Genomic DNA, 12,291 nt, shown 5'->3' with positions numbered 1-12,291 from the left:
GCAACAGCAACAGCAACAACCGAAGCAAAAGCGGGTTCCCTGTAGGTAGGCGGGGTGGGTCCGGTTGCGGGAGACGCCGTAAACCCGTCCMTGGGGGCTTGGCCGCGGCATCCATGCCGCGGACACTCCCGCAACCGGACCCACCCCGCCTTCGACAKTTTCCCGCGATCTGTCGGAAATACTCTTGGGGTCAGATMCGTTTTMCGTAGGAAAACGGATCTGACCCCAGATTGATTTCGATATCTGACAGATGTGTCGACCAAGGTCGACACCTACCCAAAGCCGCGGGAAACTGTCAGAGGTGGGGCGGTGTCGGAGTGCGGGGTGTCAGCCGCATGGATGCGGCTGCCAAGCCTCCATGGACGGATTTACGGCGTCCCCGCACTCCGACACCGCCCCACCAAACCACGGAATGCACGCTGTTGCCGTTGCCGTTGCTCCGGCCTGTAGCGGGTGCAGGGCGCAGCCCTGCAGAACACTCCCTACTCCTGCGGATCGCGGGTGATGTGGATGTCGGTCGGGGTCGACAGCGGAATGTTCCGCTCCGCCAGGATCTGCAGCAGGCTGAAGTACAGATCGCTGCGGGTGGCGTACACCTGCCGCGGGCTGGCCACGTACGCAAAGCTGTTGATGGTGATCTGGCCACCGGCAATGCTGTCGATGTAGACCGTCGGTGCCGGCTGCTTCAGCACGTTGGTGTGCGCGGTGTACGCATCCAGCAGTGCCTGGCGCAGATTGCCGACATCGGTGCTGGGCGGCACCGCGAACTGGATCTGGATGCGCCCCTGGTTGTTGCCCATCGTCATGTTGCGCACGGTCTTGGTGACCAGCTCGGAGTTGGGCACGATCAGCGTCGACTTGTCGCCCACCTGGATCTCGGTCGAGCGCAGGCTGATGCGGCGGATGTCGCCTTCCTGGTCGCCCAGCTTCACCCAGTCGCCGATCTTCACCGGACGCTCGGCCAGCAGGATCAGGCCAGAAACAAAGTTCTGGGTGATCACCTGCAGGCCGAAACCAATACCGACCGACAGCGCGCTGACCAGCAATGCCAGCTTGCTCAGCTGCAGGCCCATCGCGCTCAGCGCCCAGATCACCGCGATGATGATGCCGACGTAGCGGGCAACCGTACTGACTGAATTGCGTGCGCCCAGGTCCAGTTCGGTCTTGGGCAGGTAGGTGTCGGTCAGCCAGCGCTGCACCAGCTGGGTGACCGCCAGGCCGGCCAGCAGCACCAGCACGGCCAGCACGATGCGCACCGGCTCCAGCTTGGTTCCGCCGATATCGAATCCGGAAGTGAACAGCGACGAGAACCGCTCCACCACTGCGCCGATGTTGCCGAACGGCGCCACCAGGGCCAGCAGCGCGATCAGCACGACGATGGTGCGCAGCGCTGCCGACAACAGCACGCCGGCCTGCTCCAGCCGCGACACGCTCAGGCCGGTGCTGAGCAGGATGGTCTGGCCAACCTTGCTGTCGGCGTTGAGCATCCAGGTGCTCAGGTCATCGACGAACTTGAACAGCAGGGTCGCCGCCAGCACCACGATGCTGCCGCCGATCAGCTGCTGGTTCACGAATTTGGCGAAGTTCAGATAGCCCAGCAGCGTGGCGATGATCGCTGCCACCACCGCGATGTTGCCTGCCACGCGCGCCAGCACCAGCCAGCTGCTGCGGCGCACCGGCGTACTCGGGCCCTGCCCGTCGGCCTGCGCTTCCAGCTTGGCTTCAGCATCGGCGGTCTGCCGGCGGTGCAGTCGCGCCAGCGTCACCAGCATGGCCATGATCAGGCCGAGGTAGGTCAGGGCAATCAGGCCATCCAGCGCCACCGTGGTGACATCGCTGGTGCGCGTGGCCTGGTCGAGGGCGACCAGCACCGTGCTCAGCCAGGCCAGTGCGGCCGCGCCCCAGGCGTACTTGCGCAACTTGAGTGCAGCGGTGTCGTCCAGGTTCAACAGTCGCCATGACGGGCGCTTGGGCACCAGCAGGCAGGCGCTGAGCGCAGCGATGAAGGCAGCGCGGAAGGTCGCGGTTTCCAACCCGTCAGCCACCACCTGCAGGCGCGGCGCGATCGCATCAACGGCATCCAGCGCTGCCATCAGCACCACTACGGCATAGCCGGGCAGCAGCGTACCCACCAGCAGCAGCCACATGGCCAGGCCGGAACGGCGCAGGCGGCCATCGGGCGCACGCTCGGATGCGGCGAACTGCCGCCCCAGGCGGCGCAGCCACAACCGCAGCGGGAACATCATCACCAGCGCGGCCACCAGGCCCAGCAAGGGCGTGCCCCAGCCATTGGTGCGGATGCCGGCGATCAGCGCGTCACGCCCCTGCCCGGCCAATGGCACAACGCGTGTGATATCGATCGGCAGACGCTCGGCCACCTTGCTCCACAGCGCAGGCGACAGCGGCGAGGCCACCTTCTGCCCCAGCTCTTCGGTGCGTTGCGCGGCGCGTTGCTGGTCGATGTCGGTCGCCAGCTGCTGCGCACGCACCGCACTGGTCTTGGCCTGGGCCACCGATGCGGCCAGTCCGTCGCGCTGCTTGTTGAGGGTGCGCCGTTGCGCTGCCAGTTCCGGCGGCTCTGTGGCGCCTTCGGCAGGAGTGCCCAGCTGCGCCAGCTGTTCGTCGAGGCGGTCCAGCTGCGGCTGCAGCGCCTTCTCCAGCGCCTCGGCGTCACGCCGTGCCTTCGAAGCATCCTCGGACAGCATGGCCAGTGTTTCGATGGCCGAGGCATCACCACGCTTGCGGTCGACTTCCTTCAGCTTCGCATCGATATCCGCCAGCTGCTGCTTCGGCGTGGGGTCCTCATCCTGTGCCAGCACCGGTGCGGACAGCAGGAAGGCAGTGCACAGCAGCAGGACCAGCCAGGGCCCCCGTGCACGGATCGATCGCAGGAAAGAAGACACGCCAGCCACACCGTTTCGCGCGGACCACCGCGCCTGCGCGCGACTATACGGCACCGCCGATAAAGGGCGGGTGGGCAGCCCCGGCAGCGTCGAGTGTCAGTACTTCAGCCGCAGCTCTTCCACGGCTGGCTGCTGCAGCGCGTACCAGTCCTGGAACTCTTCCTCGGTGATCTCATCGGGCGCATACACCGCCACCGGGTGCCAGTCGTGGTCGGTCGGCAGCGGCTGGCGCGGGCCGGCACGCAGGCTGTAGCTGACGCCCTCGTAGTCGACCAGGTCATCAACCTGCGGCCACTGCTCGCGCGCGAACGCGGATTCACTCTTCAACAGGATCACCTGGTACATCGGCACCTCCACCTCGGTTGGATCAGGAAAACACGGCGCTGGCGGCAGCATACCGCCGCACCGGTGACAACGGGCACGCCGCAGCAGCGACGGAACGTTCTGGACACGGCCATCGCCCCGGCTTCACCCGCCCATGGCAAGGCCATCGGCATCGTGGAGGCTCCCCCCCCTGCCACGACCGCCGATGACCGACCACCCGCCGCTGAAGACCGTCGCCGACCTCAAGCTGCCCCGCTACCTGGGCACCTGGTACGAGATCGCGCGCCTGCCGATGCGCCACGAACCGGAAGGCTGCACCGACGTGTCGGCGCACTACGCCCTGCTAGACAGCGGCAACGTCGGCGTCACCAACCGTTGCCGCATGGACGGCGAGGTCGAGGAGGCCAACGGCGAGGCCTGCGCCGTGGACAACGACAGCGCGCGCCTGGAGGTCAGCTTCCTGCCCAAGGGCCTGCGCTGGCTGCCGTTTGCCAAGGGCGACTACTGGGTGATCCAGATCGCCCCGGACTACAGCGTGTCGCTGGTCGGCAGCCCGGACCGCAAGTACCTGTGGCTGCTGGCGCGCGAGCCGCGTCTGGACGCCACCGTGCAGGACCATTATCTGGCGACCGCTCGCCTGCAGGGCTTCGATCTGTCCGAACTGATCCAGACCCCGCACACCGGTCGCCCCACGGCCTGAACCGCGCATGCCCATGGACCTGAAGAGTGGCTATCCGTGGTGGGCGGTGCGCAACGGCCTGATCCACGCCTTCCCACCGCTGGAAAGGGACCTGCGCTGCGACGTGCTGGTGGTCGGCGGTGGCATCACCGGTGCACTGATCGCCGACGAACTGTCCGCCCACGGCCACGAGGTGGCGGTCATCGAGCAGCGCGACATCGGCTGGGGCAGCACCGCCGCCAGCACCGCGCTGCTGCAGTACGAGATCGATACCCATCTGCTGGAACTGACCGAGCGCTACGGCCAGGACGCGGCGGCGTCGGCCTACCTCGCCTGTGCAGAGGCAATCCCGGCACTGGCCGAGGTGGCGCGCGGTCTGAAGGACCTGGATTTCCAGCGGATGGACAGCCTGTACCTGGCCAGCCGCCATCGCGACGCGCCGCGCCTGATGGCCGAGGGCGTTGCCCGTCGCAGTATTGGCCTGGATGCCCGCTGGCTGGGCCCCGGGGAACTGCAGGAACGTTTCGAGGTTGAGGCCGGCGGCGCCCTGCTGACCCGGCAGGCAGCCCGGGTCGATCCGTATCGGCTGACCTATGCGCTGCTGCAGCGCGTGCGCCGGCGCGGCGGCCACGTGCATGACCGCGCGGTGCTGCACAGCCTCGACGCCACCGCGCGCGGGGTGACCGCCCGTACCGAAGCCGGTGCCGCGGTCCGCGCACGCCATGTCGTGCTGGCCATGGGCTATGCCAACCAGCGCTGGCTCGACCAGCGTGTCGCGCGCAACCGCAGCAGCTATGCCTTCATCACCGACCCCATCGATGCGGACGTACTGGGCCGGCTGCGCAACACGATGGTGTGGGAGAGCGCCCGCCCGTACCTGTACCTGCGCGCCACCGGCGACCGGCGCCTGCTGGTCGGTGGGCTGGACGACGCCATCGACATCCCGGCGCGGCGCGACCGGCGCGTGCAGCGCAAGGCCGACCAGCTGATGAAACAGCTGCAGCACTGGTTCCCGCGGCTGGACCCGGTACCCGCCTTCTCCTGGGCCGGCACCTTCGCCGAGACGGCGGACGGCCTGCCGTTCTTCGGCCCGCACGATCAGTGGGGCCCGCGGGTGCATTTCGCCATGGCCTACGGCGGCAACGGCATCACCTACTCGATGATCGGCGCGCAGCTGCTGCGGGCCCGGATCGAGCGGCGCAGGCATGCGCTGGAAGGGCTGTTCGGGTTCGGGCGGTTGTGACCTGCAGCCAGGCATGGCCTGGCTCTACCCCAATCCGGCGCCGACAGGCATCATTCAAGCAGCCCCTGCTAGCGTCGGCCTGTACCGCCGCGTGTTGCGTGGCCACCTGTCCGCTGGAGCGCCGTCATGATCCGCCCCCTGACCCTGCTGCTGTGCCTGGCCCTGCCGGGAACCGTACTGGCCCAGTCTGCCGCCGGCGCCACCGCGCCGCAGGCCGCCGGCCTGGACCTGACGCTGCCGCAGGCGCCGATGCGCTACCTCAACGATGCGAGCCTGAAACAGGATCCGCCGGGCACGTACTACGGTGACAAGAGCGGTCCGCGCGTGCACGACGACGCGAAGATCGCCGACGTGACCGACGACAAGGTCAAGGTGTCCGGCAGCTTCACCACCGGCATCGGCTATTCCAAGAACGGCGGCAACAGCCACTACAACGCCGCCACGCTGAACCTGAGCAAGAACTACACCACCGATGAGGGCAAGACCCATGGGGTCAACGTCAACATCCACGTGAGCGAGGGCAAGGGCCCGGGCTTCTTCGGCCCGTATGGCGGCTATTACGGACGCGGGCCGGGCTACTGGGACTACCCGCCGCCGTTCGGCTGGTAAGCCAGCTCCTGTTGAGCCGAGCCCTTGCTCGGCTGGTAGTCGCACGGTAGCGCCGGCCGCTGGCCGGCGACTCGCGGGGTTGGAAACGATCATGGGTTGCCGGCCAGCGGCCGGCACTACCATCAGGTCAATCCAGCCAGCCATCGCGCTCGCTGTGCAGGATGCGGCCGTCATAACCGCTCAGGCGCACGTCCACCTTCTGGTTGCGGGCATTGCGCGCTTCCAGCGACCAGGTCGCACCATCGCGTTCCAGCGAATGGATGTCGCGCAGCCCATGCGCCTGTGCCCGTGCCAGCACCTGCTCGGTGGTCAACAGCGTGCGGCTGCTGTGCTCGTCGAAGATCTCGCCGGTCTTCGGGTCAACGTAGACCTCGCTGAAGCGGCCATCGGCGCGGCTCACGTCGGCCTCCCACAGGCCATCATCGCGTTCGATCTCGTGGATCTGGGTGTAGCCGGCCTTGCGCAGGGTCTGTTCAACCTGGGCCATGCCCAGCGGCGCGGCCTGTGCGGCCGGCGCGATGGCCAGCAGGGCAACGGTGGCGAGGGTGAGCGACTTCAACATGGGGGTTCTCCTGTTCGTGTTCGTGGCCGGACCATCCCGGCAACGCCACGATGCATGCTCCGGTTAACAGCGCCTTAGCCGAAGCTGTTAGCCCGTTGTTAGTCACCCCCGCCACACTCACGCCTGTTCCTACAGCCCGCCCTGCACCCCGATGCTCTCCACCCTGCCCCTGCTGCTGGCCCTGGCCAGCGCCCCGACCGCCGCCGCGCCCGTGCAGGATCCGGCGCAGCAGGTGGCGCGTCGTGCTGTGCAGCAGGGCCGTTACGTGCCGCTGGAAAGCGTGGTGCGTGATGCACTCAAGCGTTACCCGGGGCAGCTGCTGGAAGTGGAGCTGGACGACGGCGTCTACGAAGTGGAGATCCTGCGCGGTGACGGCGTGGTGGTGGAGCTGGACTATGATGCGCGCAGCGGAAAGCTGCTGAAGACGGAGCTCGACGACTGATGCGCATCCTGTTGGCCGAAGACGACGCCGCGCTGGCGCAGCGCCTGGTGCCCCTGCTGGAGCAGGCCGGCTACGTGGTGCACCAGGTTGCCGACGGGCGCGAGGCCGAGGAGATCGGCCAGATCGAAGAGCTGCAGGCGGCCATCGTCGACCTCGGCCTGCCCGGGCTGGACGGACTGAGCGTGATCGAGCGCTGGCGCGGCAATGGCCGCAGCTTCCCGGTGCTGGTGCTGACCGCGCGCGGGCGCTGGCACGACAAGCTGGCCGGGTTCGATGCCGGTGCCGACGACTACCTGACCAAACCGTTCCAGGCCGACGAACTGGTGCTGCGCCTGCGCGCCCTGATCCGCCGCAGCCATGGCCACGCCAGCCCGCGCCTGCACTGCGGCCCGCTGCAGCTGGACGTCAATGCAGGCCGCTTCGAGCTGGATGGGCAGGCGCTGTCGCTGAGCCCGCAGGAGTTCCGCCTGCTCAGCTACTTCATCCATCACAGCGGCCAGGTGATCGGCCGCGACCGGCTGGGTGAACAGGTGTTCGAGGGCGGGTTGGATCCCGACTCCAACGCGCTGGATGTGCTGCTGGGGCGTGTGCGCCGCAAGCTCGGCACCGAGCTGATCCAGACCGTGCGCGGCCAGGGTTGGCGGCTGGCGGCGCCGTGACGCGGCAGCCCTCGCTGCGGCGGCGCCTGCTGCTGGCCGGCGGCGCTGGCCTGCTGCTGGTCTCGTTGCTGGCCAGTGCGCTGCTGGGCGAACTGTTCAAGCGCAGCGCGCGTGATCGGCTGGACCACGAGCTGCAGCAGGACATGCTGACCCTGCTGGCGCAGGCCGAAGTGGACCCGGAAGGACAGCTGCGCCTGCGCCAGGAACCCAATGACGCCCGCTTCCAGCGGGTGTTCTCCGGTGCGTACTGGCAGATCGCCGGTGCCGATGGCCGCGTGCTGCTGCAGTCACGCTCGTTGTGGGATGAAACGCTGCCGGCTACGGCCACTGGAGCGGCCACCCGCAACCTGACCGGCCCCCTGCAGCAATCGCTGCGCGCACGCGTGCAGCAGGTGCGCCTGCCGCGCGCCAGTGAATCGTTCGTGGCCGTGGTCGCCACCGACCGCAGCGCGCTGGATGCCGATGTCGCCGCATTCCGGCAGCGCACCGCCATCGCCCTGGGCGTGCTGGTCGCAGCGTGGCTGGCGGTGCTGGCCAGCCAGGTGCACTTCGGCCTGCGTCCGCTGCATCGCCTCGGTGCGCAGCTGGAACGGGTGCGGCGCGGTGATGCGCAGCACATCGAGACGCGCGGATTGGGCGCGGAGGTCGCGCCGCTGGGTGAAGAACTCAACGCACTGCTGGAGCACCAGCAGCGCATGGTCGCGCGGGCACGCACCAGCGCACAGGATCTGGCGCATGCGCTGAAGACTCCGCTGAGCGTGCTGGCTACCGAGGCCGACGGCGAAGGTGCGCATTGGCGTGGCACTGTGCGCGAACAAAGTGCGCGCATGCAGGCCAGCGTCGACCGTTACTTGGCTGCCGGACTGGCCGCCGACCATCGCCAACGCACCGACGTGGCGACTGTCGCACAGGCGCTGTGCCGGTTGATGGCACGCGTGCATGGCGAGCGCGGCATTGCGTTCACGGCGGAAGGCATCGATCCGGCGCTGCAGTTCGCCGGTGCCAGTGCGGATCTGGAAGAGATGCTGGGCAACCTGTTGGACAACGCGGGGCGATGGGCACGGCAGCAGGTCAGCGTCGGCGCTGACATCCACGAAGGGCAGCTGCGCATCGACGTGCGTGACGACGGCCCCGGTCTTGCGGCAGAGGCGCTGGCGCAGGTGGTGCAGCGTGGCGTGCGGCTGGATGAGCGCGAAGGCAGCAGCGGGCTGGGCCTGGCGATCGTGGGCGATATCGCCGCCAGCTACGGCGGGCGGTTGGCGTTGGAGAATGCGCAGCCAGGGTTGCGGGCGACGGTGTGGTTGCCAGCGGGGTGACTCGTCAACGCTGGAACGCCAGGCCGGTAGAGTCGACTGTCAGTCGACTTTCGCGCGCAGCGCGGGATTTCCCGGCACCGCAGCCAAGAGCAGTCGACTAACAGTCGACTCTACCCGCCTTCGCCGGTCATTCCAGTTCCGCATCAGCGGTGATGCATCCACCAGCAGTCAATCGCGTCCAGCACGATGTGGATGATCAAACCGATGCCGAACAACCGCGTTTTCTTCGGCACGCACAACCCCGCATAGACCGCAATCGCCGGTGCGGTGTGCAGCGGATGGAAACCGATGCTGCAACGGTTCGGCGCGTAGATCGGATCGGCCAGCAGGTGGTCCAGATCGATGATCCAACCCAGCAGCAGCAGCAACCACGCCGAGGCGAAGCGCTTGCGCCAGAACAGCCATGCCAGCAGGGCTGGCACGGCGGCATGCAGGAACAGATGGAAGATCGCGCGTGCGCTCATCGGGACCGGTAGCGCCGGGCCATGCCCGGCGTTCCCGTTGGCCTCACACCAACGGTTCGTCGGACAGGTAGGTGTAGCCGGTCAGGCCGGCTTCCAGCGCTTCGGACAGCTCCTGCGCGCGTTCCGGCGACAGCTGTGCCTCGGCCACACGCTGCGCATAGGTCGCACGCAGTTCGTCCAGGCGGTAACCCACGTAGTCCAGCATCACGTCGGTGGTATCGCCACGGCGCTGCTGGGTGATGGCATAGCCATCGGCGTCAGCCAGCACTTCCACCGCGTCGGTATCGCCGAACAGGTTGTGGATGTCGCCCAGGATTTCCTGGTAGGCGCCCACCATGAAGAAGCCGATGCGGTAGCTCTCGCCCGGCTTCATCTTGTGCAGCGGCAGCGAGCTGTCCAGGCTCTCGTTCTCGACATAGGTTTCCACCATGCCGTCCGAGTCGCAGGTCATGTCGGCGATGATGCCGCGACGGTCCGGGGTTTCGTCCAGGCGCTCGATCGGCACGATCGGGAACACCTGGTCGATCGCCCACACGTCCGGGATCGATTCGAACACGCTGAAGTTGACGAAGTACTTGTCGACCAGGCGCTCGTTCAGTTCGTCCAGCACCGGGCGATGGCTCTTCTCGTCGTAGCTCAGGCGCGCACGCACGCCGTGGGCGATGGCGTAGAACAGATCGTCGATGCGCGCACGCTGCGGCAGGTCAATCTGGCCCAGCGCGTAGCTGGCCAGGCCTTCGGCGTGGAAATGCTGCGCTTCCTGGAACAGCTCCACCGCCGGGCGCACGTCCAGCTCGTCGTGGATCTCGCGCAGGTGGCGGATCGCCGCCGGCTCGTCGTCGTGCTGGTCCGGCACGCGGCCTTCCTGCGCCTCTTCCACTTCCGACACGTTGGCGATCAGCACCGCGTGGTGCGCAGTCATCGCGCGGCCGCACTCGGTGACGATGCGCGGCGGGGTCAGGCCGAATTCTTCGCAGGCATTGGCCAGCGGCTGCACGATGTTGCTGGCATAGGAGTGCAGGCCGTAGTTGATCGAGCAGAAGCTGCGCGAACGGGTGCCTTCGTAATCCACGCCCAGGCCACCGCCCACGTCGACGTGGGTGATCTTCGCGCCCAGGCGCGACAGCTCCACGAAGTAGCGGGTGGCTTCGCGCATGCCGTTGGCGATGTCGCGCACGTTGGAGATCTGCGAACCCATGTGGAAGTGCAGCAGGTTCAGGCAGTCGGCGTACTCGGTGTCACGCAGCGACTTCCACAGGTCCAGCAGCTGGCGCGGGGACAGGCCGAACTTGGCCTTGTCGCCACCGCTGTTCTGCCACTTGCCGGCGCCCAGCGAGGCCAGGCGCATGCGCACGCCCAGGCCCGGCTTCACGTCCAGCGCCTTGGACTCTTCCAGCACCAGCTTCAGCTCGGACGGCTTCTCGATGACGATGAAGGTCTGCAGGCCCAGCTTGCGGCCGATCAGGGCCAGGCGGATGTACTCGCGGTCCTTGTAGCCGTTGCAGACGATCAGGCCACCCGGGCGCGACAGCGCCAGCACGGCCATCAGCTCTGGCTTGCTGCCCGCTTCCAGGCCGAAGCCCTCGCCGTGGTGGCTGGCCAGGGTGCCGGCCACGCCGCGGGTCTGGTTGACCTTGATCGGGTATACGGCGGTGTAGCCGCCACTGTATTCCCAGTCCTGCTGGGCCTGGCCGAAGGCCGCCTGCAGCTTGCCTAGGCGCTGGCCGAGGATGTCCGGGAAGCGCACCAGCAGCGGCAGCTTGGCGCCGGCCGCACGGGCCGCGTCCACCACCTTGGGCAGCGACACCACCGGGCCGTCCGCCCCGGTCGGTCTCACCACCATGTGCCCGGCCTGATCCACGTCGAAGTAACCGTCCGCCCAATGCGGGATCGAGTAGGTCTTGCGGGCTTGGTCGAGGGACCAATCGGTCATTTCAGTCGGCCTTGTTGGCAATAAAAGGGGGGGCATGATAACGCCTATATGCCCACAGGTTCGTTATCATGCGCGCCCGCGCCCGTGACAGGTTCCAACCTGAACGGGCCGATCCGTCCGGATGTGGCATCTGTGCCACGCGGCCCCGCCCGCCAGCCCGGCTCCACCCCTCCGAACAGGACTGTTTTCCAATGACTGACAGCAATAACTGGTACATCGAACACTTCGAGCGCACCGGCTCGGCCATCGGCTACCGCATCACCGGCAAGCTGGACGAGGTGCAGTCGCCGTTCCAGAAGATCGAGATCTTCCAGACCACCGACTGGGGCAACCTGATGACCATCGACGGGGCCATCATGCTGACCAGCAAGGACAACTTCTTCTACCACGAGATGATCAGCCACCCGGTGCTGTTCACCCACGCCGCGCCCAAGCGCGTGGTGATCATCGGTGGCGGCGACTGCGGCACCCTGCGCGAAGTGCTCAAGCACACCGGCGTGGAGAGCGTGACCCAGTGCGATATCGACGAGCAGGTCACCGTGATGGCGCGCAAGCACTTCCCGGAACTGTGCGACTCCAACGACGATGCCCGCGCCGAGCTGCTGTTCGACGACGGCGTGGCCTACATGGCCAACTGCCCGGCGGGCAGCGTGGACGTGGTGATCGTCGATTCGACCGACCCGGTCGGCCCCGGCGAAGGCCTGTTCAACAAGGCCTTCTACGAGAGCTGCTTCAAGGCCCTGAAGGACGACGGCATCCTGGTGCAGCAGTCCGAATCGCCGCTGATGCAGCTGGACCTGATCAACGAAATGCGCACCGAGATGGGCAAGGCCGGCTTCGGTTCGTTCAAGACCCTGCCGTTCCCGCAGCCGTGCTACCCCACCGGCTGGTGGAGCGTGACCATGGCGCGCAAGGGCGACAGCAGCTTCGACTTCCGCCAGGCCGACTCGGCCGCCAAGACCTTCAACACCCTGTACTACACCGCCGCGCTGCACACCGGCGTGCTGGTGACCCCGCCGTTCGTGCAGGCGGCGCTGAAGGGCTGATCGGAAAGCGTGCCAACCAAGGTTGGCACCTACCGGGGTTGAGGCGTGCCGGCCAACGGTCGGCACCCATCCATGCAAAAGAAAAACCCGCGCTGGCGACAGCACGGGTTT

12 protein-coding genes are annotated in these 12,291 nt (G+C 67.3%); 7 read left to right on the top strand and 5 right to left on the bottom strand.

The features are described 5' to 3' along the window. Positions 1-482: 482 nt before the first annotated feature. The gene (locus D7T59_RS07810) at positions 483-2,912 is read right to left on the bottom strand and encodes a DUF3772 domain-containing protein (RefSeq protein WP_180852571.1); all 2,430 of its coding nucleotides are present in this window, start codon (positions 2,910-2,912) and stop codon (positions 483-485) included. Positions 2,913-2,999: 87 nt separating this feature from the next. Next, a complete protein-coding gene (locus D7T59_RS07805; protein WP_005414723.1) occupies positions 3,000-3,248 on the bottom strand; it encodes a hypothetical protein in 249 nt (82 codons plus the stop codon). A 184-nt stretch (positions 3,249-3,432) separates the two neighbouring features. On the opposite strand from D7T59_RS07805, the gene D7T59_RS07800 reads away from it, so the two are divergent. From D7T59_RS07800 to D7T59_RS07790, 3 genes are all read left to right on the top strand, one after another. After that, positions 3,433-3,927 (top strand): lipocalin family protein, encoded by a 495-nt coding sequence (locus D7T59_RS07800; RefSeq protein WP_180852570.1) that lies wholly within the window; start codon positions 3,433-3,435, stop codon positions 3,925-3,927. Between the two features lie 13 nt (positions 3,928-3,940). After that, on the top strand, positions 3,941-5,149 hold the full coding sequence (locus tag D7T59_RS07795; RefSeq protein ID WP_180852575.1) for an NAD(P)/FAD-dependent oxidoreductase: 1,209 nt from the start codon (positions 3,941-3,943) through the stop codon (positions 5,147-5,149). Positions 5,150-5,275: 126 nt separating this feature from the next. After that, the gene (locus D7T59_RS07790; protein WP_043034272.1) at positions 5,276-5,758 is read left to right on the top strand and encodes a hypothetical protein; all 483 of its coding nucleotides are present in this window, start codon (positions 5,276-5,278) and stop codon (positions 5,756-5,758) included. Positions 5,759-5,885: 127 nt separating this feature from the next. Here the strand turns inward: D7T59_RS07790 and D7T59_RS07785 are convergent, their stop codons facing one another. After that, positions 5,886-6,320, bottom strand: a complete 435-nt coding sequence (locus tag D7T59_RS07785) for a PepSY domain-containing protein (RefSeq protein WP_180852569.1) — start codon at positions 6,318-6,320, stop codon at positions 5,886-5,888. A gap of 151 nt (positions 6,321-6,471) precedes the next feature. Between D7T59_RS07785 and D7T59_RS07780 the strand changes: the two genes are divergently transcribed. From D7T59_RS07780 to D7T59_RS07770, 3 genes are read left to right on the top strand one after another with little or no spacing between them, the layout of a single operon-like run. Further along, a complete protein-coding gene (locus tag D7T59_RS07780) occupies positions 6,472-6,762 on the top strand; it encodes a PepSY domain-containing protein (RefSeq protein WP_106469373.1) in 291 nt (96 codons plus the stop codon). Further along, positions 6,762-7,421, top strand: coding sequence for a response regulator transcription factor (locus D7T59_RS07775; protein ID WP_164138409.1), 660 nt, complete (start codon positions 6,762-6,764; stop codon positions 7,419-7,421). Before D7T59_RS07780 ends, D7T59_RS07775 begins: the two co-directional genes overlap by 1 nt. Continuing rightward, on the top strand, positions 7,418-8,737 hold the full coding sequence (locus D7T59_RS07770; protein WP_180852568.1) for an ATP-binding protein: 1,320 nt from the start codon (positions 7,418-7,420) through the stop codon (positions 8,735-8,737). The genes D7T59_RS07775 and D7T59_RS07770 overlap by 4 nt, the downstream gene beginning before the upstream one ends. 143 nt (positions 8,738-8,880) lie before the next feature. Here the strand turns inward: D7T59_RS07770 and D7T59_RS07765 are convergent, their stop codons facing one another. Together D7T59_RS07765 and speA are read right to left on the bottom strand one after the other, a co-directional pair. Continuing rightward, positions 8,881-9,201 carry a DUF6122 family protein gene (locus D7T59_RS07765; RefSeq protein ID WP_180852567.1) on the bottom strand — a complete coding sequence of 107 codons (321 nt, stop codon included), beginning with the start codon at positions 9,199-9,201 and terminating at the stop codon, positions 8,881-8,883. A 43-nt stretch (positions 9,202-9,244) separates the two neighbouring features. Then, positions 9,245-11,134: an arginine decarboxylase gene (gene speA, locus D7T59_RS07760; RefSeq protein ID WP_012512349.1), complete on the bottom strand. Its 1,890-nt coding sequence runs from the start codon at positions 11,132-11,134 to the stop codon at positions 9,245-9,247. Between the two features lie 191 nt (positions 11,135-11,325). Between speA and speE the strand changes: the two genes are divergently transcribed. Then, the gene (speE, locus tag D7T59_RS07755; protein ID WP_049400802.1) at positions 11,326-12,180 is read left to right on the top strand and encodes a polyamine aminopropyltransferase; all 855 of its coding nucleotides are present in this window, start codon (positions 11,326-11,328) and stop codon (positions 12,178-12,180) included. The last annotated feature ends 111 nt before the right edge of the window (positions 12,181-12,291 follow it).

This window comes from Stenotrophomonas maltophilia (genome assembly GCF_013464915.1).
Lineage (GTDB): Bacteria > Pseudomonadota > Gammaproteobacteria > Xanthomonadales > Xanthomonadaceae > Stenotrophomonas > Stenotrophomonas maltophilia_AT.
Note: the sequence above shows the minus strand (reverse complement) of the source record. Positions and strands in the feature narration are given on the sequence as shown.

Bases quoted from the DNA above. Each gene is read 5' to 3' on its own strand.
- D7T59_RS07805 (WP_005414723.1), bottom strand. From the start codon at position 3,248: ATGTACCAGGTGATCCTGTTGAAGAGTGAATCCGCGTTCGCGCGCGAG.
- D7T59_RS07800 (WP_180852570.1), top strand. From the start codon at position 3,433: ATGACCGACCACCCGCCGCTGAAGACCGTCGCCGACCTCAAGCTGCCC.
- D7T59_RS07795 (WP_180852575.1), top strand. From the start codon at position 3,941: ATGGACCTGAAGAGTGGCTATCCGTGGTGGGCGGTGCGCAACGGCCTG.
- D7T59_RS07790 (WP_043034272.1), top strand. From the start codon at position 5,276: ATGATCCGCCCCCTGACCCTGCTGCTGTGCCTGGCCCTGCCGGGAACC.
- D7T59_RS07785 (WP_180852569.1), bottom strand. From the start codon at position 6,320: ATGTTGAAGTCGCTCACCCTCGCCACCGTTGCCCTGCTGGCCATCGCG.
- D7T59_RS07780 (WP_106469373.1), top strand. From the start codon at position 6,472: ATGCTCTCCACCCTGCCCCTGCTGCTGGCCCTGGCCAGCGCCCCGACC.
- D7T59_RS07775 (WP_164138409.1), top strand. From the start codon at position 6,762: ATGCGCATCCTGTTGGCCGAAGACGACGCCGCGCTGGCGCAGCGCCTG.
- D7T59_RS07765 (WP_180852567.1), bottom strand. From the start codon at position 9,201: ATGAGCGCACGCGCGATCTTCCATCTGTTCCTGCATGCCGCCGTGCCA.
- speA (WP_012512349.1), bottom strand. From the start codon at position 11,134: ATGACCGATTGGTCCCTCGACCAAGCCCGCAAGACCTACTCGATCCCG.
- speE (WP_049400802.1), top strand. From the start codon at position 11,326: ATGACTGACAGCAATAACTGGTACATCGAACACTTCGAGCGCACCGGC.